Consider the following 21,692-nt stretch of genomic DNA (forward strand, 5'->3'; position numbering starts at 1 on the left):
GCAATGACTTGACACTCCCGCGAGCGCCAGTCATGTTAGTTATAGCTTCTAACGCAAGCGAGAACCTCTCCCGCTTGTGAATGCATCTACTCGCAGCTACGCACGGAGGCCGTCGTCATGGGAATCGAAGAGACCGCAGGAACCGCCGGAAACACCGCGGGCACCGGAAGCACCCAGCTCGTCGAGGTCGTCCTGCCGGGCATCGTGGAGCCGGAGGGCCTCCGTATCGAGCGCCGCGGGATCCCGGCCCCCGCCGCCGGCCAGATCGTCGTCCGCATGGAGGCGACCGGCGTCTCCTTCGCGGAGCAGCAGATGCGCCGCGGCCGCTACTACGACCAGCCGCCCTTCCCCTTCGTCCCCGGCTACGACCTGGTCGGCACGGTGCTCACGGCCGGGGAGGGCGTCGCGCCCGGGCTCGTCGGCAAGCGGGTGGCGTCACTGGTGAAGGTCGGCGGCTGGGCCAGCCACGTCGTGCTCGACGCGGCCGACGCCGTGCGGGTGCCCGACGGTGTCGGCGCGGCGGAGGCGGAGACGCTGGTCGTCAACGGCATCACGGCCTGGCAGATGCTGCACCGCAAGGCCAGGGTGCGCAGCGGCGGCACGATCCTGGTGCACGGGGCCAACGGCGGCGTCGGCACGGTCCTCGTCCAGCTCGCCCGCGCGGCCGGCCTCCGGGTGATCGGCACCGCCTCCGCCCGGCACCACGACGCGCTGCGGGAGCTGGGCGTGACCCCGGTCGACTACCGCGCCGACGACGTCCCGGCCCGGGTCCGGGAACTGGCCCCCGGCGGCGTCGACGCCGTCTTCGACCATCTCGGCGGCCGCAGCGTCGTCGACTCCTGGCGGCTGCTCGCCCCGGGCGGCACCCTCGTCGCCTACGGCAGCGCCACCACCCGCGACGACTCCGGCTCCAAGCAGCTCCCCGTGCTGAAGATCCTCGGCCGGGTGTGGCTGTGGAACGCGCTGCCCAACGGCCGGCACGCCTGCTTCTTCAACGTCTGGGAGGGCCGCGCCCTCGGCAAGGACCGCTTCCGGGCCCGGCTGAGCGCCGACCTCACCCAGGTGTTCCATGCCTTCGAGCGCGGCGAGGTCACCGCCCGCATCGCCGCGCGGCTGCCCCTGTCCCGGGCCGCCGAGGCCCTGCGGCTCGCCGAGTCGGGGACGGTCGCGGGGAAGGTCGTACTGGTCCCGGACGGCGCCGACGGGGCTTCGCCCGACTCGGCCCGATGAGGACCGCCGGCTCAGCGGCCGCCGCCCTCCGCCGACGCGCCGCCCTCCGCCGACGCGCCACCCTGCGTGAACGCGCCCCCCTCAGCGAACGCACCGCCGTCCGCGAACGCAGCGCCGTCGCCGAAAGCCAGCCCGGCGAAGCGTTCGCCGATACGGCGGTGGGTGGCCGCGTCCGGGTGGAGGCCGTCGGGCAGCGGGAGTTCGGCGGCGTCGGCCGCGCCGTAGAGGGCACGGCCGTCGAGGTAGTGCAGGTTCGGGTCCTCGGCCGCGCGCTGGGCGACGATCCGGGACAGTTCGTCCCGGATGACGTTCAGGGTGAGCTTGCCGCTCGCGCGCTCGGCCGGGTCGCCCGCGGCCGTGAAGGTGAGCCGGCCGGCGCCGAACGCGCTCAGGTCCATGGCGGTGGGGCCCGGTGTGTCCTCGTGCATGGGGCACAGGATCGGCGAGACGACCAGCAGCGGGGTGGTGGGGTGCCCCTCGCGGACGGTGTCGAGGAAGCCGTGCACGGCGGGGCCGAAGGCGCGCAGCCGCATCAGGTCGGTGTTGACGACGTTGATGCCGAGTTTGAGGCTGATCAGGTCGGCGGGGGTGTCCCGGACGGCGCGGGCGGTGAACGGGTCGAGCAGGGCGCTGCCGCCCAGCCCCAGGTTGACCAGCTCCACCCCGGCGAGGGCGGCGGCGCGTGCGGGCCAGATGGCGGTGGGGCTCGCGGCGTCGGAGCCGTGGCTGATCGAACTGCCGTGGTGCAGCCAGACCTTGCGGCCGTGCTCGGGTGCGGCGGTGAGCGGGGCGTCGGTGCGCAGGGCGACCAGTTCGGTGGTCTCGTTGTGCGGCAGCCAGATCTCGACGGTCTTCTCGTGCCCGGGCAGGCCGGTGAAGCGGAGGGTGCCGACCGGGCCGGGGCGCAGCTCCGTGCTCCCGGCGCTCATGTCGACGACCTGGACCGTGCCGCCGGAGACGCTGCCCTGGCCGGCTAGGGTGCCGTCGACGAGCAGGTCGTAGACGCCGTCCGGGCGCGGTGGCGCGCCGACGTAGAGCCGCTTGGTGGGGAGGGTGTCCAGTTCCAGGGCGGTGGCGCGGGTGCGGAACACCAGGCGTACGCCGGAGGGCTGGGACTCGACCATGGCGAGCTGCGGGTCGGCGCACTGGGCGCGGGCCCGGGCCGGGAGCCGGTGCGGCAGGACGCCGTGCTCCGTCTGCTCCAGGTCGAGGGCGCCGCGCAGGAGGCCGGCGGTGATCGGCGTGGTGGTCCAGTGGGGGTCGGTGTTCATCGCCTCTGCGTTCCGTACGAGGGGTCAGGTCGGTGCGGGCCAGTTGCGCAGCAGTGCGTCGAGGGCGTCGAGGACGCGGGTCCAGGACTGCTGGCTGTCGGGGGCGCTGTGGCTGAAGCCGCCGCTGAGTTCCAGGTCGACGTAGCCGTGGAAGACGCTGCCGAGCATCCGGACGGCATGGGTCTCGTCCGGTTCGGCCAGGTCGTAGCCGCGCAGGATGGCCCGGCTCATCCGGGCGTGCCGGACGCCGGCGCTGGCTGCCGCCGTCTCCGGGTCGAGGGGCAGCCGGGCAGCCGCGTAGCGGCCGGGGTGGGCGCGGGCGTAGTCGCGGTAGACGTCGGCGAACGCGACGAGGGCGTCCTTGCCGGCCCGTCCGGCCAGCGCGTCGGCGGCCCGGTCGGCGAGTTCCTCCAGCGCCAGCAGGGCGATCCGGGTCTTCAGGTCCTGGGAGCTCTTGACGTGCGAGTACAGGCTGGCGACCTTCACGTCGAACCGTCTGGCCAGCGCCGAGACGGTCACCTGGTCGAAGCCGACCTCGTCGGCCAGCTCGGCGCCGGCCCGGACCAGCCGTTCCGTGCTCAGTCCCGCTCGCGCCACAGCCGCTCCTCGCATCCGCTCTTGCCTGAACCGATTATGCATTTGCCTAAAAGCTTTAGGCAAATTAGCGTGCGCTTCATGAGACAGCTGGCCGAGCAAGAGATCCGTGCCGCGTTCGTGAACTGCACCAAGGGCGCGGCGAAACGCCTCAACATCCCGCACGACCTGGACGAACGGCCGTGGGCCGACCTGGACTACTTCGGCTGGCGCGACCCCCAGGCACCCGACCGCGCCTACCTGGTGACCGCACCGGACGACGGTCCCGCGCGGGCGGTGGCACTGCGCTGCCCGAGCCCCGCCTCCTGGCAGACCCGCCGCAGCATGTGCTCGATCTGCCTGACCACGCACACCGGAGGCGTCTCGCTGATGGTCGCCGCCAAGGCGGGGAAGGCCGGGCAGCAGGGCAACTCCGTGGGCGCCTACCTCTGCAGCGACCTCGCCTGCTCCCTGTACGTGCGGGGAAAGCGGGACGCGGGCGTGGGCGGGCGGATGCCGGAGTCGCTCACGCTGGAGGAGAAGATCCGGCGGACGGCCGGGAACCTCGCCGCCTTCCTGGACAAGGTGACCGGATGACCGGACGCCGTCAGGGGAAGACCAGCCCGACGCCGTGGGCGAGTTGCGCGGCCGCGTGCCGGAAGAACCGCTCCCGCTCCGCTTCCTCCACGATCCCCTTGAACTGACCGAACAGCTCGAACCCCACCAGCCCGAACAGCTGGGCCCACGCCGCGGCCATGGCCACCGCCACCTCCGGCGGCAGTCCGGGCACCAGTTCGTCGGCCATCCGGCGGGCCTCGGGGGCGAGTTCGGCGGGTACGGGAGTGCGGGCCAGCCCGCGCCCCTCGAACGCCTCGCGCAGGATCCCGACGAGGACCAGGGCGACCCGGGCCGCCGGCGGAATCGTGGTGTCCGGCGCCGAGTAGCCGGGCACCGGGGAGCCGTAGATCAGCGCGTACTCGTGCGGGTGGGTCAGCGCCCAGCGGCGTACCGCCTCGCACACGGCGACCCAGCGGTGCGCCGGGGCCGCGTCGGCGGCGGAGGCGGCAGCGGCGTGGGCCGTCTCGGCGGCCTCGCCGAGGGAGTCGTAGGCGTCGATGATCAGCGCGGTGAGCAGGTCGTCGCGGCTCGGGAAGTAGCGGTAGAGCGCCGAGGAGACCATGCCGAGCTCGCGCGCCACGGCCCGCAGCGACAGCTTGGGCGCGCCCTCGGCCGCGAGCTGTCTGCGTGCCTCGTCCTTGATGGCCGTGGTGACTTCCATCCTGGCTCGCGCGCGGGCGCCCTGCGGAGTGCTCATGGGGCGCAGTTTGCCACGCTTGCGGAGCGGTGCACACGTTTTGGAGCAGTGCACTTGATTTGGACCAGCGATCACGCACCAGAGCGGTTCTCGCATTCAAGTGCACCGCTCAAAAAAGAGAGCACCGCTCTTGCAATGAATCACCGATCTCCCCACACTGGTCGTCAAGCGAGAGCACTGCTCTCCCAAGCAGGTGGGGGTCACCATGTCGTCGTCGAAGCCGTCCCAGCCGTACTACGCCGAGGCCAACCCGGTGGCCGTCCGCGTGAACAGCCTCGTCGGCTGGCTCGCCCGGCACGGGATCAGTCTCGCGGGCAGCGCGGAACTGTCGGTGCGTGGCCGCAGGAGCGGCAGGATGCAGCGCGTCCCGGTCAACCCGCACACGTACGACGGCACCCAGTACCTGGTCTCGGCGCGCGGCAACTCCCAGTGGGTGCGGAACATGCGCGTGGCCGGCGGCGGAGAGCTGCGGGTGGGGCGGAAGGTGCGGCAGTTCACCGTGGTGGAGCTTCCCGATGCCGAGAAGCTCCCGGTGCTGCGGGCCTACCTGGAGAAGTGGGGCTGGGAGGTCAAGCAGTACTTCCCCGGGGTGACGGCCGGGTCCTCCGACGACGAACTCGTCGCGGCCGGCGCCGACCACCCCGTCTTCCGGGTCACCGTCACGGAGTGACGGCTTCCTCGTCGGCCGCGTCCTCCGTCGGCGCGCTCTCCTTCGCCGCCGGCTCCGGGCCGAAGGCGGTGAGGGCGCGCTGGGCGAGCGGGTGGGAGCGGATGAGCTCGCCGAGGGAGGTGCGGCCCTGGGTGATCTCCTTGAACGCCCGCCAGGCGGGACGGAACCCGGTCAGCGCCGCGTGGAACAGGCCGGGCCGGCGCTCGAACGCGGCGAGCATCCGCTTGCCGACGCTCATCTCGACGCCGAGGCCGGCCTTGACGGCGAAGGCGTAGTTCAGCGCCTGGCGGCGGGTGTCGACGGCGTCGTGGGCCTCGGCGATGCGCACCGCCCACTCCCCCGCGAGCCGTCCCGAGCGCAGCGCGAAGGAGATGCCCTCGCGGGTCCACGGTTCGAGCAGGCCCGCGGCGTCACCGCAGACCAGCACGCGGCCCCGGGACAGCGGGGAGTCGTCGGCGCGGCAGCGGGTCAGGTGGCCGGAGGAGATGCTCGGTTCGAAGCCGGCGAGGCCGAGCCGGGCGATGAAGTCCTCCAAGTACCGCTTGGTGGCGGCGCCTTCGCCGCGCGCGGAGATCACGCCGACCGTCAGCGTGTCGCCCTTGGGGAAGACCCAGCCGTAACTGCCCGGCATCGGGCCCCAGTCGATCAGGACGCGGCCCTTCCAGTCCTCGGCGACCGTCTCCGGTACCGGGATCTCCGCCTCCAGGCCGAGGTCGACCTGGTCGACCTTCACCCCGACGTGGGCGCCTATGCGGCTGGCGCTGCCGTCGGCGCCGACCACCGCGCGGGCCAGCAGGGTCTCGCCGCCCTGGAGCACGACCGCGACCGTCCGCCGGTCCGGGACCGCCGAGCCGTGCTGCTCGACGCGCTGCACGGCGGCGCCCGTCCGCAGCTCGGCGCCCGCCTTCTGGGCGTGCTCGACCAGCTGCTGGTCGAACTCGGGACGGTTGATCAGCCCGAACATCATCTGCTTGGAGCGCCGGGTGCGGGTGAACCGTCCGTTGTTGGAGAAGGTGACCGCGTGCACCCGGTCCTTGAGGGGCAGCTCGAAGCCGGGCGGCAGCGCGTCGCGGGAGGGGCCGATGATGCCGCCGCCACAGGTCTTGTAGCGGGGCAGCTCGGCCTTCTCCAGCAACAGCACGCGCCGTCCGGCGACCGCCGCCGCGTAGGCGGCCGAGGCCCCTGCGGGTCCCGCGCCCACCACGACGACGTCCCACACCCGCTGCGCGTCGTCCGCCTGCACGTCGTCCGCCGAAGAATTCTCGCCGCTCACGATGGTCCGCTGCTCCGATCAAGCCGTAGAAGCCGTATCACGCCGTATCAAGCCTCAGGCCAGGTTCTGTGCGTCCGTAGGCCGACACCTGTCACCTGTCCCCCCGCATCCTACGGCGGAGATCGCCGCAGGCCACTGTGGGAGGATCGGTCCACTCACCAGTTCAACGTCGCACCCACGAGGAGCGTGCCCATGTCGTCCAATCCGGTCGCCGAGACCGTCGCCGCCCTGCTGCCCAGGGCCAAGGCGGAGCTCGCCGAGCTGGTGGCCTTCAAGTCGGTGGCGGACTTCGCCCAGTTCCCGAAGAGCGAGAGCGAGGGCGCCGCGAACTGGGTGGCCGACGCACTGCGCGCCGAGGACTTCACGGACGTCGCCGTACTGGACACCCCGGACGGCACGCAGTCGGTGTACGGCTACCTGCCGGGCCCGGCGGGTGCCAAAACGGTCCTGCTGTACGCGCACTACGACGTGCAGCCGCCGCTGGACGAGGCCGCCTGGACCACCCCGCCCTTCGAACTGACCGAGCGGGACGGCCGCTGGTACGGGCGCGGTGCCGCCGACTGCAAGGGCGGCGTGATCATGCACCTGCTGGCGCTGCGCGCGCTCAAGGCGAACGGCGGCGTACCGGTCAACGTCAAGGTGATCGCCGAGGGCTCGGAGGAGATGGGCACCGGCGGCCTGGAGCGGTACGCCGAGCAGCACCCCGAGCTGCTGGCGGCGGACGCGATCGTCATCGGCGACGCGGGCAACTTCCGGGTCGGGCTGCCGACGGTGACCACGACGCTGCGGGGCATGACCATGGTCCGCATCCAGATCGACACGCTGCGGGGCAATCTGCACTCGGGCCAGTTCGGCGGGGCCGCCCCCGACGCCCTGGCCGCGCTGATCCGCGTCCTGGACTCGCTGCGCGCCGAGGACGGTTCCACGACGGTCGACGGGCTCGCGCCGGAGTCGCGGTGGGAGGGGCTGGAGTACGACGAGGAGCAGTTCCGCAAGGACGCCAAGGTGCTGGACGGTGTCGGGCTGATCGGTGACGGTCCGGTCGCGGACCGCATCTGGGCCCGTCCGGCGGTCACGGTGCTCGGCATCGACTGCCCGCCGGTGGTCGGCGCCACCCCGTCGGTACAGGCCGGCGCCCGCGCCCTGGTCAGCCTCCGGGTGCCGCCGGGCGTGGACGCGGCCGAGGCGACCAAGCTCCTCCAGGCCCATCTGGAAGCGCACACGCCCTGGGGCGCCCGGGTGCGGACCGAGACGGTCGGCCAGGGCCAGCCGTTCCGCGCGGACACCACCAGCCCGGCGTACCGGGCGATGGCCGACGCGATGGCGGTCGCCTACCCGGACGAGACGATGCAGTACGCCGGCCAGGGCGGCTCCATCCCACTGTGCAACACCCTCGCCGGCCTCTACCCGCAGGCCGAGATCCTGCTGATCGGGCTGAGCGAGCCGGAGGCGCAGATCCACGCCGTCAACGAGAGCGTGTCCCCGGAGGAACTGGAGCACCTGTCGGTGGCCGAGGCACTGTTCCTGCGGAACTACGCGGCGGGCTGACACACCCGGGCCGGCCGGCGATCCACGCTCGGCCGGCGTACGCGGTGGGCGGAATCGCTCCGCCCACCGCGGAGGACCCTCGTCGTGGACGGGGGTCCTCGTCCGCGGGCACACGCACGGCGGCATCGCCGTCCATCTCCCGTCGGACGGTGTGCTGTTCTCACCGGTGACGCGGTGGTGGCCGGGCCGGGCACCGGTGCGGTGATGCCCGGGGTGTTCAACCTCGACCGGGAGCGGGCCGTCGCGTCCTTCCGGCGGCCGGGCGCCCCGGACACGGAAACGGCGTGCTTCGGCCACGGGGACCCGGTGACCGCCGACGCGTCGCAGGTACTGCGGGAATCCGCGGACAGCTACGGCCCGCCGCAGTGACCATGGAGGGATGACCGACACCGCGAGGACCGACACCGCGCGCCGCATCGCCCTCCACACCGGCATCGCGACCTCCCTGGCCCTGCTCGGCGACGCCGAACTGGCCGAGCTGGTCGGAGCCGGCGAACCGCTCGGCACCGGGATCGGCGGCAGAACCGTACGGGTCGCGGTGGGCGGCAGCCCGGTGTTCGTGAAGCGGATCCCCCTGACCGACCGGGAACGGGAACCGCGGCACGCCCGCTCCACCGCGAACCTCTTCGGTCTGCCGCCGTACTGCCACTACGGCATCGGCGCGGTCGGCGGCCCGGGGTTCGGGGCCTGGCGGGAGCTGGCCGCGCACGAGGTGACGACGAACTGGGTGCTGGCGGGCCGGTTCCCCGGTTTCCCGCTGCTGCACCACTGGCGGATCCTGCCCACCACGCCCGTCCCGCTGTCCGGCGAACTCGCGGACATCGACAGGGCCGTGGCCTACTGGGGCGGCTCCACGGGGGTACGGGAGCGCGTCGAGGGCCTGCGGGACGCCTCCGCGAGCCTCACCCTGTTCCTGGAGCACGTGCCGTCCACCCTGCACGACTGGCTGGACGCCGAACTACGCACGGACCGGGCGGACCCGGCCTGCGCCTTCACGGCCCGCGGGCTGGAGGACCTCACCGCGTTCCTCTCGGGCACCCATCTCCTGCACCTCGACGCCCACTTCCGCAACATCCTCACGGACGGCCGACAGCTGTACCTCACCGACTTCGGGCTGGCCCTCAGCTCCCGCTTCCGGCTGGCCGCCGACGAACGGGACTTCTTCGGCCGGCACCGGCACTACGACCGCGCGTACACCCTCTACTACCTGGTGGTCTGGCTGGTCACCGCCCTGTACGGGTACCGGGGCGAGGAGCGCGCGGAGTTCGTGCGGGCCTGCGCGGGCGGCACCCGGCCCGAGAACGTCCCGCGGGCCGCCGCCGACCTGCTGGTGCGGCACGCCCCGCTCGCCGTCGGCATGGAGGTCTTCTGCCGACGGGTGGAGCGGGAGAGCCGGCTGACGCCGTTCCCGTACCCGGACGGTCACAGCAACTGCACGCTCTCCGCGTAGTGACAGGCGACCGGGCTGCCGCCGCCCCGGTCGACCAGGTCCGGCACCTGCTCGACGCAGGCGGTGCGCTCGCTGTCGGTGAGCTGGCTCGCGAACTTGGGGCAGCGGGTGCGGAACCGGCAGCCGCTGGGCGGGCGGACCGGGCTCGGGACGTCGCCCTGGACGGTGATCCGTCTCCGGGCGCGTTCCTTGCGCGGGTCGGGCAGCGGGATGGCCGAGACCAGGGCCTGGGTGTAGGGGTGGGCGGGGCGGGCGAAGAGCTGCCGGGCGGGGGCGATCTCCACCAGGCGGCCCAGGTACATCACCGCGACCCGGCGGGCGACATGCCGCATCACGGAGAGGTCGTGCGCCACGAACAGGAAGGACAGGCCCAGTTCGCTCTGGAGGTCCATCAGCAGGTTGAGGACGCCGGCCTGGATGGACACGTCCAGCGCGGAGACCGGCTCGTCCAGCACGACCACCTTGGGGCGCAGCGCCAACGCCCGTGCGATGCCGATCCGCTGGCGCTGCCCGCCGGAGAACTCGTGCGCGAAACGGTTGCCGTGCTCGGGGTTGAGGCCGACCAGGCGCAGCAGTTCGCGTACCTCGTCGGCGGCGCCGGGACCGTAGCGGCCGTGGATGCGCAGGGGTTCGGCGACGATCTCGTGGACGGAGATCCGGGGGTCCAGGGAGGCGTACGGGTCCTGGAAGACGATCTGCAACTCGCGGCGCAGCGGCCGCATCTGACGTCTGCTCAGGTCGGTGAGGAGCCGGCCCCGGTAGTGGACGGAGCCCGAGGTGGCCGTCTCCAGGTTGAGCAGGGTCCGGGACACGGTCGTCTTGCCGGAGCCGGACTCGCCGACCAGGCCCAGCGTCTCGTTCTCGTACAGGTCGAAGGAGACCCCGCAGACGGCGTGCACGTCGCCGACCCGGCGTCGGACCACGCCCCGCGACATCACCGGGAAGTGCTTGACGAGGTCGCGGACCTGGAGGACGGGGTCGCCGGTGCCGGCGTGACCCGGCAGCGGGGGCAGCGGGGGCAGCGGATCCGTCATCGGGAATCGTCCTCCAGGTCCGCGAACCGGGCCAGCGCCTCGGTGTCGGCGCCGACGGCGTCGAAGACCTCGCCCGCCGCCGTGCCGGCCAGGTCCTCGGCGAAGTGGCAGGCGCTGCGGTGGGCGCCGGATCCGACCGGGCGCAGGGCAGGTTCGGTGCTGTCGCAGAGCTCCCGGCGCATCGGGCAGCGCGGGGCGAAGGGGCAGCCCGGGGGCAGGTTGAGCAGCGAGGGCGGGGAGCCGGTGATGGGGGTCAGGCGGTCCTCCTCGCGGTCGAGGCGGGGCAGGGAGCCGAGCAGGCCCAGGGTGTAGGGCATGCGCGGGGTGTAGAAGATGTCCTCGACCGAGCCGGTCTCGACGATCCGCCCGGCGTACATGACGGCGACCCGGTCGGTGTGTCCTGCGACCACGCCCAGGTCGTGGGTGATCAGGACGAGGGCGGCACCGGTCTCGGCGCGGGCGGCCTCCAGGGCCTCCAGGATCTGGGCCTGGACGGTGACGTCGAGGGCGGTGGTGGGCTCGTCGGCGATGATGACGTCCGGGTCGTTGGCGATCGCGATGGCGATGACGACGCGCTGGCGCATGCCGCCGGAGAGTTCGTGCGGGTAGCTGTCGACGCGCCGCTCGGGGCTCGGGATGCCGACCGTGCCGAGGAGTTCGACGGCGCGGGCGCGGGCGGGGCGCCTGCCGAGCCTGGGATGGTGTCTGAGGAGGGTCTCGGCGATCTGGTAGCCGACCGTGTAGACGGGATTGAGGGAGGTCATCGGGTCCTGGAAGACCATGGCGATGCCGCTGCCCCGTACGTCGGAGAGCCGGGCGTCGGACATCCCGAGCAGCTCGGTGCCCTCGAACCGGACCGAGCCGCGCACCCGGGCCGAGCCGGGCAGCAGCCCCATCACGGCCAGGGCGGTGACCGACTTGCCCGATCCCGACTCGCCGACGATGCCCAGCGCCTTACCCCGCTCCAGCCGGTAGCCGGCGCCGCGCACCGCCCGTACGGTCCCGTCCTCGGTGGGGAACTCCACGCTCAGGTCCTCGACTTCGAGGACGGCACCGGACTCCTCGCCCTTCCCCAGCACCCTGTCGATGCCCTTGCCGTTCCCTGTGCCGGTGTCGGTGTCGGTCACTGTCGCACCCTTTGCTGCCGGGGGTCGAAGGCGTCGCGGAGCCCGTCGCCGATGAAGTTGACGGTGAGGGCGATGGCGATGATGAAGGCGCCGGGGATGTAGAAGAGCCAGGGCCGGGTGTCGACCGCGGTCTGCGCCTGGGCGACCAGCAACCCGAGGGAGGTGTCGGGCGGTTGGACGCCGAATCCGAGGAAGGACAGGGCGGTCTCGGTGAGGATGCCGGTGGCGACCAGGATCGTGGCGTTCACGATGATCGGGCCGAGCGCGTTGGGCAGCAGGTGCCGGAAGATGATCCGGGTGTCGGAGGCGCCGAGCGCCCGGGCGGCCTCCACGAACTCCTTCTCGCGCAGGGAGAGTACGGAGGAGCGCACCACCCGGGACACGTAGGCCCAGGTGAGTCCGGCGATCACCGCGGCGATCCAGTACCAGGAGCCGCCGCTGCGGGAGGAGATGACCAGCGCGATCGCGAACAGCGGGAGGGTGAGCACGAGATCGGCGATGCGCATCATCAGCGCGTCGACGAATCCCCGGTAGAAGCCGGCGACGGCTCCCCACACGGCGCCGACCAGGGTCGAGCCGAGCGCGATCAGGATGGCGATCTTCAGGGAGGTCTGGGTGCCGCGCATCACCTGCGCGTAGGCGTCGTACCCGGAGGAGTCCGTGCCGAACGGATGTTTCCAGGACGGCGGTCGGGAGTTGTCCGGGGTGAACCTGGCGTAGGAGTAGTGCCAGAAGTGCGGGCCGGCGAAGGCCCACAGCACGATCAGCAGGAAGACGACCAGGCTGATCATCGCGGCCCGGTGGCGCAGGAAGCGGCGCAGGACGAGCTGGGTCTGGCTGCGCTGGGCGACGGTGAACTCGTGGTCGCCGCCCGGCGTCCGGGTGCCGGCCGGCCCGAGTGCTCCGATGTCAGTCATAGCGGATCCTCGGGTCGAGTACGGCGTAGAGGAGGTCGGCGAAGAGGTTGAAGACGATCACGACGACGGCGGACAGCAGCAGCCAGGCCATGGTCCGGTAGACGTCGAGGGTGGTGGCGGCCTCGACGAGCATCTCGCCCATGCCGTGCCACTGGAAGATCGTCTCGGTGATGACCGCGCCGCCGAGGATGATCGCGATGTCGAGGGCGGTGACGGTGGCGAGCGGGATCAGGGCGGTGCGCAGGGCGTGCCGGACCAGCACCCGGCCGCGGCGCAGCCCCTTGGCGCGGGCGAGCCGGACGTAGTCGCTGTCGAGGACTTCGAGCATGGAGGCCCGGGTGTAGCGGGTCCAGGAGGCGAAGGAGACCAGGGCGAGGGTGATGGTGGGCAGGATCAGATGGCCGACGCGGTCGGTGAACTCGTTCCAGGTGGTGTCGACTTCGAGGTACGGGGACTTCTCGCCGATCGTGCCGAGGAACTGGCTGCCGGTCTCCTGGTTGAACCAGATCCCGGCCTGCTTGAGCAGCACCGCGAACCAGAACACGGGCATGGCGAGGAACAGGAAGCCGAGGAAGGTGATGGTGTAGTCGGCGGCGCTGTACTGGCGGATCGCGCTGAACACGCCGAAGACGACCGCCATCACGAGGGCGAGCAGCATGGCGGCGGCGACCAGGGTGACGGTGACCCGGAAGCGGGTGAACAGGTCGTGGCCGATGTCCAGGTTGGTCTGGACGGACGGTCCCCAGTCGCCGTGCAGGACGCCGGTGATCCAGTTCCAGTAGCGTTCCACGACCGGTTGGTCGGCGTGGATGTGCCGGGCGAAGGCGGTCACGGCGGCCTTGCTGGGCGGCGGTTGCCGGGAGGTGGCGAAGTTGGCCACCGGGTCGCCGGAGTTGACGACGACCAGGAAGACGACGAACGTCGAGACGATCAGGACGGGTAGGGAGACGAGGATGCGGCGCACGGTGTAGGCGAGCATGCGGTCTTCTCTCGCGGAGGCCCGGCCCCGGGGTCTCCGGGGCCGGGAGTCGGTCCGGCCGGTCGCTGGGGGTTACTTCTTGAGGCCCCACTCGCCGACGTTGTACGGCGGTCCGACGTTGGTGGAGTTGTTGCGCATGTTGACGAACCGGGTCTGCACCGCGAGGAAGGTCGGCTTCTGGTAGAGCGGCAGCACGTAGGCGTCGTTCACCATCAGCTGGTCGGCCTGGTTGAGCAGGGCCGCGGCCTTGGTCTGGTCGGTCTCGCCGATGGCCGTGCTGATCAGGGAGTCGACCTTCTTGTTGCTGTAGCCGCCGTAGTTGCCGCCGGCCCCGGTCGTCCACAGCTGCTGGGCGCCGCTGATCGCGAACGGCGAGGCGACCCAGGCGAAGACGACGATGTCGTACTGGTGGCCGGCCAGGACCGTGCCGAGGTCGGCGGCGCCGATCGGCTTGATCGTGACCTTGATCCCGAGGTTGGCGAGGTCGCTCTGCAGGATCTGGCACTCGCTCTGCCGGATCTGGTTGCCGGTGGTGTAGCGGCAGTTGAAGGGCCCGACGGCCGTGCCGTCCGGGGTCTTCAGGGCGGTGCCGACTCCGGTGAACCTGGCGTCGGTCAGGTACTTCTTGGCCTTGGTGAGGTCACCCGAGCCCTGGCCGCTGGCGCTGACCACGTCCTTGTAACCGGCGGTTCCCGGCACGAAGTTGTGGTTGTAGAGCTGTTTCACGCCGGGATCGAACTGGGCGACCGTCTTGGCCATGATGTCCTTGACGCTGATCGCCGTGAACATCGCCTGCCTCAGGGCCAGGTACTTGCCGATCACCGGGTTGTGCAGGTTGAGGTCGAAGTGCTCCCAGGTCAGCCCGCTGCCGATGGTGTACGTGACATCGGGGATGGCCTTGACCTGGTTGACGAGGTCGACCTCGGGCTGCGGGTAGATGCCCTGGACCTCGTTGTTGCGCAGCGCGATCGGCTCCTGGGTGGCGTCCGAGATGACCTTGAAGATCAGCCGCTGCAGGGTGGCCTTCGTGCCCGTCCACTTCGGGTCGGGCTCATAGGTGGCGTGGTCGTTGTCCACCCACTCGGTCATCCTGTACGGGCCCGCGGTCGCGTACTTGGTGGGCGGGTTCTTCTGGAAGTACTGCCAGCCCTGGGTCAGCTGGGCGGCCGTCATGTGGGCCGCGTCGCCCGCCTTGGCACCGGAGACCTTCTCGGCGACGTGTGCCGGGTAGAACGGGTAGCCCGCGCCGAACAGGGACTTCCAGTCGGCGTAGGGCTTGGCCATCACCACGGTGACGGTCTTGCCGTTGTCGGAGCCGGTGACCGACTTGATGCGGTCGTAGCCGGCGGTGCTCTCCGGCAGACAGCCCTTGGTCTGGGTGGAGTCGCTGGCGGGCGGCGGCGGACAGTCCTTGCCGTCGTTGGTGCGCCAGTAGTAGACGAAGTCGTCGGCGGTGATCGCGGTCCCGTCGTTCCAGGACGCCTTGGGGTTGATCTTGTAGACGATGGTCTGCGGGGCGGCGCTCGTCTGGGTCGCCGAACTCACCAGGTCGGTGTTGAGCTTGACGCTGAAGTCCGGCTGCGGGACGTACACCTGGGGCAGCACCGGGCTCAGCGCCTCGGCGTTCTCGAAGGTGTTGCCGTTGGTGTCCTGCACGTTCCACTGCTGGATGTTCTTCTCGATGACATAGGTGAACGTGCCGCCGGCCTTGGTGGCGGCCGAGTTGCAGGTGTCGGCCTTGCCCTGGGTGGCGCAGGACGTGAGACCGGCCGAGGTGCCCTTGCTGCCGGTACCCCCGCCACCTCCCCCGCTGCTGCAGGCGGCGAGCGCCAGGACGAGCCCGGCGGTCAGTGCGAGTCCCCTTGTGAGGGCCGAAGAGTGCGCGCGCATGTCCCTCCTTCAGCCGGAGGTTTTCCGGCCTGTGCACGGCGGCCAGCGGCCGCGAGGAAGTTGAGCTGCGCACCGACGGTAGAACGTCCGTGTACCTCCTTCATGTTCTTGTTCATACCGGGACGGCGACAATTCACCCTCGTTTTCCCCCAGGAACCTTCCACCCCGCGCAAAGTCCCCTATACACACCCGGGAAACGCCGAAATCCCCGCCGACATCACAGATGCGGCGAGGACTTGACGAAACGTCAGGGAATGTCAGCCGACCGGGACGCCGGCCTCCAGATAGAGCGCGGCACCGCGCTCGCGGGCCCGCAGCGCCCAGCGGAGCCGTTCGTACCGCACCGGCGGCAGCAGGTCGGCGGCCTCCTGCTCGGTGACGAACCGCCAGTCGCGCAGCTCCGGCCCCGGCAGCACCAGCCGCGCGGCCTCGGCGGAGTCCAGCCTGCCGCCGTCGAAGAGCAGGCGCAGGCCGCCGTAGCGGGGCGGGGCGGGCTGCTCCCAGTCGACGACGAGCAGCCCCGGCAGTTCCGCCAGCCGTATCCCGGTCTCCTCCTCGACCTCCCGCACGCCCGCCCGGGCGGGGGCCTCACCGGGCTCGACGACACCGCCGGGGAACTCCCAGCCGGCCTTGTAGGTGGGGTCCACGAGGAGGACGCGGTTCTGTTCGTCGAAGAGGAGGACGCCGGCGGCGACGGTCTCGGCGGTGGGTTCGGGGGTTTGTACTATGTCACATACCGCGGCTTCGCCACTGCCCACCGCCCCCGCGATCCGCACCGCCGTCTCGTACGGACTGAGCGCGCTGGTGTCGACGAGATGGGCGTCGGCGCTGATCCACGAGGCCAGGGCGGCGCGGTAAGGCTCGATCTGGTCGTACGACCACTGCCGGACCCGCATCTCCCCGTCGGGCAGGTCGGGCGGGATCTCCCGGTCGGCTATTCGCTCGCGCAGGATCGTTTCCGCCGGGGTGAGGCACAGGTGCCGGACGGCGATCCGGCGGGCGGCGAGGCCGCCGAAGATCTCGTCCCGGTACTCTTGGCGCAGCAGCGTCATCGGAACCACCAGGCTTCCGCCCAGCTCCGCGAGCATCGCGGCCGCCGTGTCGATCACCAGCCGGCGCCAGATCGGCAGATCCTGGAAGTCGCCGGCCTCGGCGAGGTGCTTGGCCGGCAGCAGGTGTGTCAGCGCCCCGCCGATGAGCTCGGGGTCGAAGAGCGTGCTGTTCGGGATCAGTTCGATCAGTTCACGTGCGGTGGTGGTCTTACCCGCACCGAACGCGCCGTTGACCCAGACGATCACGGACTCCCCCTCTTCTGTTGGCCCCCTGTGGCTTGCCCGCTCCACACTGCCACGGAAACCAGTTCCCGTTGAGGGTGCGCAAACGGAGTGCCGGTGTTCCCTTTCCGGAACACCGGCACCGTCGTCCGCCCGGGCTCCGCCCGGCTACTCCTGCCCCAGGAAGTCCGGGTCGGTCTGGAAGCTGTCCTCGCCGACGACGTGGCCGACGTGCTCCAGGGCGTCCGAGACGTGCAGGTCACCGAGCGGGCCTTCGTCGGCCGCGTGGGACGGGGTGATGGCGGCCACGACGAATCCGGTGGCCAGGCTGGCGATGGCGAGCATGCTGCGCTTCTTCATGCCCGTCTCAACTGCGCCGGCGGCCGGGGGTCACGGGCGTACCCGCGAGGGGAGCAACGCGGACCGGCCCGGCGGCCGGGGATCCGGACCGGTCCGACGCGCACATCGTCGGCACGGTCGAGGTGGTGCACGAGTTCCACCCCGCCGACCGGAACATCGGATGACCTGGTTCATTCCGGTCTGGACCAGAAGAGTCCCACCTGGAGCGTCGAACCATCATCACCGCTCTCTATCCAACACACTCCGACGGGTTCTAACGTAACCGCACAACGCGATGACGCGTACATGGCGCCATCGCACCATTCGCGAGTCGGAGGAGCGTAACGATGCGTCACCCTCACACCCGCACGACCCGCCGAAGAGTGGTCGGAGCACTGGCCGCGGCCCTGCTGTGCACGGCGGGCCTGGCCGCACCCGCCGCGGCCGGAACGAAGACCGCGCCCCCCGCCCCGGCCGACGGCCTCGCGACGACGCCGCCGATGGGCTTCAACAACTGGAACTCCACGCACTGCTCCGCGGACTTCGACGAGGCGATGGTCAAGGGCATCGCCGACCTCTTCGTGGCAAAGGGCCTCAAGGACGCCGGCTACCGGTACGTCAACCTCGACGACTGCTGGGCCCTGCCCGAACGGGACGCGGACGGCAGGCTGGTCCCGGACCCGGCCCGGTTCCCGGGCGGGATCAAGGCCGTCGCCGACTACGTGCACGCCAAGGGCCTCAAGCTCGGCATCTACACCAGCGCCGGCACCAAGACCTGCAACGACGCGGGCTTTCCGGGCGCCCTCGGCCACGAGTACAGCGACGCCCGGCAGTTCGCCGACTGGGGCGTCGACTACCTCAAGTACGACAACTGCAACAACCAGGGCGTGGACGCCAAGCTGCGGTACACCACCATGCGCGACGCGCTGAGGGCGACCGGCCGGCCCATCGTCCTCAGCATCTGCGAATGGGGCGAGAACAAGCCCTGGGAGTGGGCCGCCGGCGTCGGCCAACTGTGGCGCACCACCGGGGACATCAGTGACGACTGGGGCTCGATGGTGTCGATCCTGAAGCAGAACCTGCCGCTCGCGCCGTACGCGGGCCCGGGGCACTGGAACGACCCGGACATGCTGGAGGTCGGCAACGGCGGCATGACCGACACCGAGTACCGCTCGCACTTCTCGATGTGGTCGGTGATGGCCGCCCCGCTGCTCATCGGCACCGACCTGCGCAAGGCCTCCCCGGCGACCTTCGACATCCTGGACAACAAGGAGGTCATCGCCGTCGACCAGGATCCGCTGGGCAGGCAGGGCACGGTGGTGTCCTCGGAGGGCGGGCGCTGGGTCGTCGCCAAGGAGATGGCGGACGGCAGCCGCGCCGTCGCCCTGTTCAACGAGTCCGGCTCCCCTCAGCGCATCGCGACGTCGGCGACGGCCGTCGGTCTTCCGAAGGCCGCCGGCTACACCCTGCGCGACCTGTGGCGGCACCGGAGCTACAACACGGCGGGCACCGTCTCCGCCCTCGTCCCGGCGCACGGCACGGTGCTGGTGCGGGTCGCGGCCGACCGGCGCTGGGCGGCCCACCCGCCGGCCGTCGAACTCGGCCTGGACGGCAGCCGGTTCAGCGAGCCCGGCAAGGCGTCCGCGCTCACCACGTCGGTCACCGACCTCGGCCGCACCACGGCGAGGAAAGTCTCCGTCTCACTCACCGGCCCGGCGGGCTGGACCGTCAGGGCGGCCTCGCCGGCGAAGGCCGCCGCCCTGCCGACCGGCCGTGCTCTGCGGACGAGTTGGCAGGTGACCGCTCCCGCGGGGACGCCGAAGGGGTCGTACGACCTTGAGCTCAGGGCGAGTTACCGGTCGCCGGCCGGAGAGCGCGCACGGAGCGCGACGACGGTCACGATGACCGTCGCGGACCCACCGCCCGCCGGCAGCTCCTACCTCAGTGACCTGCCCTGGCTGTCGGCCACCAACGGCTGGGGACCGGTGGAGCGCGACACCAGCAACGGGGAGACCGCCGCGGGCGACGGACATCCGATCACCGTCGGCGGGGTGGTGTACGCCAAGGGGCTCGGCACCCATGCCCAGAGCGAGGTCGACTACTACACCGGCAAGGCGTGCGGGAAGGTCACCGCCGAGGTCGGGGTGGACGACGAGGAGGCCGCCAACGGCTCCGTCTCCTTCGAGGTCTGGGCGGACGGCACGAAGGTGGCCTCGACCGGCGTCCTGACCACCGACATGCCCGCCCAGCCGCTCACCGCCGACGTGACCGGCGCCGAGGTGGTCCGTCTCGTCGTCACCGACGGCGGCAACGGCATCACCTCCGACCACGGGGACTGGGCGGACGCGCGGATCACCTGCTGAGGTCCCGCGCGTACGCCCGCGGCCCGGTCGGCAGGTCCTGAACACCGGCCGACCGGGCCTGAACGTTCCTGCGGGGCGTGGCGGCCCCGTCAGACGCCCGCCGCCTCCGCGTCCGGCCTCGCGGCCAGCGCGGCCGCGGCGGCGCCCACCAGACCCGCGTCCGTGCCCATCTGGGCCGGTACGACCGTCAGCCGCCGGACGAAGGAGAGGGTCGCGTAGTCGGTGAGGGCCTTGCGCAGGGGCGTGAAGAGGATGTCCCCCGCCTTGCCGACGCCCCCGCCGATCACGGCGATGTCGATCTCGACCAGGGTCGCGGTGGCCGCGATCCCCGCCGCGAGCGCCTGTGCGGCCCGCTCGAAGGAGGCCACCGCGACCGGGTCGCCGGCCCGGGCCGCGGCCGCCACCGCCGCCGCCGAGGTGTCGCCGTCGGGACCCGGCTGCCAGCCGCCCTCCAGCGCGCGGCGGGCGATGTTGGGGCCGCTCGCGATGCGCTCGACACAGCCGCGCGACCCGCACGGGCAGGGATCCCCGTCGAGGTCGACGCTGATGTGGCCGATGTGGCCGGCGTTGCCGGTCGGGCCGGGGTGCAGCCTGCCGCCGAGCACCAGGCCGCCGCCGACGCCCGTCGACACCACCATGCACAGCGCGTTGTCGTGGCCGCGGGCCGCGCCCTGCCAGTGTTCGGCGGCCGTGATGGCGACGCCGTCGCCGATCAGTTCGACCGGCAGCCCGCCGGTGGCGGCCCGGACCCGCTCGACGAGCGGATAGTCCCGCCAGCCGGGCACGTTGACCGGGCTCACGGTGCCGGCGGAGGCGTCCACCGGGCCCGCGCTGCCGATCCCGAGCGAGCGGGCGCGCCCCCACAGGGGTGAACCGGCGAGTTCGCCGACCACCTCCTCGACGGCCCCCATGACCGTCTCGCCGTCCTGCTGGGCGGGTGTCGCGCGCTGGGCTCGCGCCTGGATCCGTCCGTGACCGTCCACCAGCGCGCCGGCGATCTTGGTGCCGCCGATGTCGAGGGCCGCCACGAGGTCGGTGTGCATCAGATTCAGTTCTCCCCGTCAACCATGAGTAGCCGAGTGAAACAACGGGCCGGTCAAGCGGTGGGGGCGCAGGCCGGAGATTGCGGTGGACAGTCTCCCTTGCATCTGACAACGTTGTCCAGGCTCTATGCTCGACGCCACATCCTCATACAAACCCACGAGTCTGTGTATCCCTGATACAAACCCATGAGCCCAGACACAATCCATGGGCCCATGCACCCCGTGGACGACAGGACAGGACGCCGCATCGTGCCCGACACCTCCCGCCGCGCAGACCGTCTCCCCGGCTCCCGTTACGGGACCCGGCCGACGATGAAGGACGTGGCGGCGCGGGCCGGTGTGGGCCTCAAGACGGTGTCCCGGGTGGTCAACGGCGAGCCCGGGGTGACCCCGGACACCGAGCGCCGGGTCCAGGAGGCGATCGACGCGCTGGGGTTTCGCCGCAACGACAGCGCGCGGGTGCTGCGCAAGGGCCGTACCGCGAGCATCGGCCTGGTCCTGGAGGACCTCGCCGACCCGTTCTACGGCCCGTTGAGCCGCGCGGTGGAGGAAGTGGCCCGGGCGCACGGGGCGTTGCTCATCAACGGCTCCAGCGCCGAGGACCCGGAGCGGGAGCAGGAGCTGGCGCTCGCGCTGTGCGCGCGGCGGGTGGACGGTCTGGTGGTGATCCCGGCCGGGGACGACCACCGGTACCTGGAACCGGAGATCAGGGCGGGCGTGGCGACGGTGTTCGTGGACCGCCCGGCCGGCAAGATCGACGCCGACGTCGTGCTGTCCGACAGCTACGGCGGCGCCCGGGACGGGGTCGCCCACCTGATCGCGCACGGCCACCGCCGGATCGGGTTCATCGGCGACATGCCCCACATCCACACGGCGGCCGAGCGGCTGCGCGGCTACCAGGCGGCGATGGAGGACGCCGGGATAGCCGTCGAGCAGGCCTGGACCTCCCTGGGCGTGACGGACCCGGACCGGGTGCGCCGGGCCGCCGAGGAGATGCTGTCCGGGCCGGACCCGATCACCGCGATCTTCGCGGGCAACAACCGTGTCTCCGTCACCGTGATCCGCGTCCTCGCCGAACAGAGCCGCCCGGTCGCGCTCGTCGGCTTCGACGACATCGAACTCGCCGATCTGCTGCACCCCGGTCTCACGGTCGTCGCCCAGGACGCGGCGCTGCTCGGCCGCACGGCCGCCGAGCGGCTCTTCCGCCAGCTGGACGGCACCCTCATGCCGCCGGAACGCATCGAACTGCCGACCAGGCTGATCACCCGCGGCTCGGGCGAGCTGCCCCCGGCGGACTGAGCCGCGCATGCCGGTCAGGACGCGCACGGGGCCGAGCGGCACCGCCACCTGCCCGATGCCCGCCGGACCGCGCCGGACGACGCCCTGTCCTGCGCCC

Annotated in this window: 20 protein-coding genes; 8 read left to right on the forward strand and 12 right to left on the reverse strand. The window is 71.7% G+C overall.

All coding sequences use genetic code 11. The features are described from left to right. Positions 1–117: 117 nt before the first annotated feature. Positions 118–1,230: a zinc-binding dehydrogenase gene (locus ACFZB3_RS29225; protein ID WP_391380342.1), complete on the forward strand. Its 1,113-nt coding sequence runs from the start codon at positions 118–120 to the stop codon at positions 1,228–1,230. A gap of 11 nt (positions 1,231–1,241) precedes the next feature. Here the strand turns inward: ACFZB3_RS29225 and ACFZB3_RS29230 are convergent, their stop codons facing one another. Both ACFZB3_RS29230 and ACFZB3_RS29235 read right to left on the reverse strand, forming a co-directional pair. Further along, positions 1,242–2,501, reverse strand: a complete 1,260-nt coding sequence (locus ACFZB3_RS29230; RefSeq protein WP_391380345.1) for a GDSL-type esterase/lipase family protein — start codon at positions 2,499–2,501, stop codon at positions 1,242–1,244. A gap of 24 nt (positions 2,502–2,525) precedes the next feature. After that, positions 2,526–3,098, reverse strand: a complete 573-nt coding sequence (locus tag ACFZB3_RS29235) for a WHG domain-containing protein (protein ID WP_391380348.1) — start codon at positions 3,096–3,098, stop codon at positions 2,526–2,528. Positions 3,099–3,176: 78 nt separating this feature from the next. Here ACFZB3_RS29235 and ACFZB3_RS29240 point away from each other — a divergent pair, with 78 nt between their 5' ends. After that, a complete protein-coding gene (locus tag ACFZB3_RS29240; protein WP_391380351.1) occupies positions 3,177–3,671 on the forward strand; it encodes an FBP domain-containing protein in 495 nt (164 codons plus the stop codon). A gap of 10 nt (positions 3,672–3,681) precedes the next feature. Here the strand turns inward: ACFZB3_RS29240 and ACFZB3_RS29245 are convergent, their stop codons facing one another. Beyond that, positions 3,682–4,389: a WHG domain-containing protein gene (locus tag ACFZB3_RS29245; protein ID WP_391380354.1), complete on the reverse strand. Its 708-nt coding sequence runs from the start codon at positions 4,387–4,389 to the stop codon at positions 3,682–3,684. 205 nt (positions 4,390–4,594) lie between these two features. Here ACFZB3_RS29245 and ACFZB3_RS29250 point away from each other — a divergent pair, with 205 nt between their 5' ends. Continuing rightward, positions 4,595–5,059, forward strand: a complete 465-nt coding sequence (locus ACFZB3_RS29250; RefSeq protein WP_391380357.1) for a nitroreductase/quinone reductase family protein — start codon at positions 4,595–4,597, stop codon at positions 5,057–5,059. Here ACFZB3_RS29250 and ACFZB3_RS29255 read toward each other — a convergent pair. Further along, complete coding sequence (locus ACFZB3_RS29255) at positions 5,049–6,332, reverse strand: geranylgeranyl reductase family protein (RefSeq protein WP_391380359.1); 1,284 nt, start codon at positions 6,330–6,332, stop codon at positions 5,049–5,051. The genes ACFZB3_RS29250 and ACFZB3_RS29255 overlap by 11 nt on opposite strands. A 192-nt stretch (positions 6,333–6,524) precedes the next feature. Here ACFZB3_RS29255 and ACFZB3_RS29260 point away from each other — a divergent pair, with 192 nt between their 5' ends. The 3 genes from ACFZB3_RS29260 to ACFZB3_RS29270 all read left to right on the forward strand — a co-directional run bounded on the left by ACFZB3_RS29260 (position 6,525) and on the right by ACFZB3_RS29270 (position 9,330). Next, positions 6,525–7,880, forward strand: coding sequence for a M20/M25/M40 family metallo-hydrolase (locus ACFZB3_RS29260; protein ID WP_391380361.1), 1,356 nt, complete (start codon positions 6,525–6,527; stop codon positions 7,878–7,880). Positions 7,881–8,054: 174 nt separating this feature from the next. Next, positions 8,055–8,249 carry a hypothetical protein gene (locus tag ACFZB3_RS29265; RefSeq protein WP_391380363.1) on the forward strand — a complete coding sequence of 65 codons (195 nt, stop codon included), beginning with the start codon at positions 8,055–8,057 and terminating at the stop codon, positions 8,247–8,249. A 10-nt stretch (positions 8,250–8,259) separates the two neighbouring features. Further along, complete coding sequence (locus ACFZB3_RS29270) at positions 8,260–9,330, forward strand: protein kinase family protein (protein ID WP_391380365.1); 1,071 nt, start codon at positions 8,260–8,262, stop codon at positions 9,328–9,330. On the opposite strand, the gene ACFZB3_RS29275 is transcribed toward ACFZB3_RS29270, so the two are convergent. The 7 genes from ACFZB3_RS29275 to ACFZB3_RS29305 form a co-directional block, all read right to left on the reverse strand. Beyond that, entirely contained in the window at positions 9,303–10,364 is a 1,062-nt protein-coding gene (locus ACFZB3_RS29275; protein WP_391380367.1) for an oligopeptide/dipeptide ABC transporter ATP-binding protein, read from the reverse strand. The two genes, ACFZB3_RS29270 and ACFZB3_RS29275, sit on opposite strands and share 28 nt — an antisense overlap. Further along, a complete protein-coding gene (locus ACFZB3_RS29280) occupies positions 10,361–11,452 on the reverse strand; it encodes an oligopeptide/dipeptide ABC transporter ATP-binding protein (RefSeq protein WP_391380643.1) in 1,092 nt (363 codons plus the stop codon). The genes ACFZB3_RS29275 and ACFZB3_RS29280 overlap by 4 nt, the downstream gene beginning before the upstream one ends. 35 nt (positions 11,453–11,487) lie before the next feature. Then, entirely contained in the window at positions 11,488–12,408 is a 921-nt protein-coding gene (locus ACFZB3_RS29285) for an ABC transporter permease subunit (RefSeq protein WP_391380369.1), read from the reverse strand. After that, entirely contained in the window at positions 12,401–13,387 is a 987-nt protein-coding gene (locus ACFZB3_RS29290) for an ABC transporter permease subunit (RefSeq protein ID WP_391380371.1), read from the reverse strand. Before ACFZB3_RS29290 ends, ACFZB3_RS29285 begins: the two co-directional genes overlap by 8 nt. A 72-nt stretch (positions 13,388–13,459) precedes the next feature. After that, positions 13,460–15,277: an ABC transporter substrate-binding protein gene (locus ACFZB3_RS29295; protein ID WP_391380373.1), complete on the reverse strand. Its 1,818-nt coding sequence runs from the start codon at positions 15,275–15,277 to the stop codon at positions 13,460–13,462. Between the two features lie 257 nt (positions 15,278–15,534). After that, positions 15,535–16,575: an NUDIX domain-containing protein gene (locus ACFZB3_RS29300; RefSeq protein WP_391380375.1), complete on the reverse strand. Its 1,041-nt coding sequence runs from the start codon at positions 16,573–16,575 to the stop codon at positions 15,535–15,537. Positions 16,576–16,719: 144 nt separating this feature from the next. Then, a complete protein-coding gene (locus ACFZB3_RS29305) occupies positions 16,720–16,911 on the reverse strand; it encodes a hypothetical protein (RefSeq protein ID WP_351711705.1) in 192 nt (63 codons plus the stop codon). 326 nt (positions 16,912–17,237) lie between these two features. Between ACFZB3_RS29305 and ACFZB3_RS29310 the strand changes: the two genes are divergently transcribed. Next, positions 17,238–19,253 carry an NPCBM/NEW2 domain-containing protein gene (locus ACFZB3_RS29310; protein ID WP_391380378.1) on the forward strand — a complete coding sequence of 672 codons (2,016 nt, stop codon included), beginning with the start codon at positions 17,238–17,240 and terminating at the stop codon, positions 19,251–19,253. 89 nt (positions 19,254–19,342) lie between these two features. On the opposite strand, the gene ACFZB3_RS29315 is transcribed toward ACFZB3_RS29310, so the two are convergent. Then, positions 19,343–20,296: an ROK family protein gene (locus ACFZB3_RS29315; RefSeq protein WP_391380381.1), complete on the reverse strand. Its 954-nt coding sequence runs from the start codon at positions 20,294–20,296 to the stop codon at positions 19,343–19,345. 213 nt (positions 20,297–20,509) lie between these two features. On the opposite strand from ACFZB3_RS29315, the gene ACFZB3_RS29320 reads away from it, so the two are divergent. After that, positions 20,510–21,595 (forward strand): substrate-binding domain-containing protein, encoded by a 1,086-nt coding sequence (locus tag ACFZB3_RS29320; RefSeq protein ID WP_391380383.1) that lies wholly within the window; start codon positions 20,510–20,512, stop codon positions 21,593–21,595. The last annotated feature ends 97 nt before the right edge of the window (positions 21,596–21,692 follow it).

Origin of the sequence: Streptomyces sp. NPDC008092 (assembly GCF_042957285.1) — a bacterium.
In the GTDB taxonomy this organism is placed as follows: domain Bacteria; phylum Actinomycetota; class Actinomycetes; order Streptomycetales; family Streptomycetaceae; genus Streptomyces.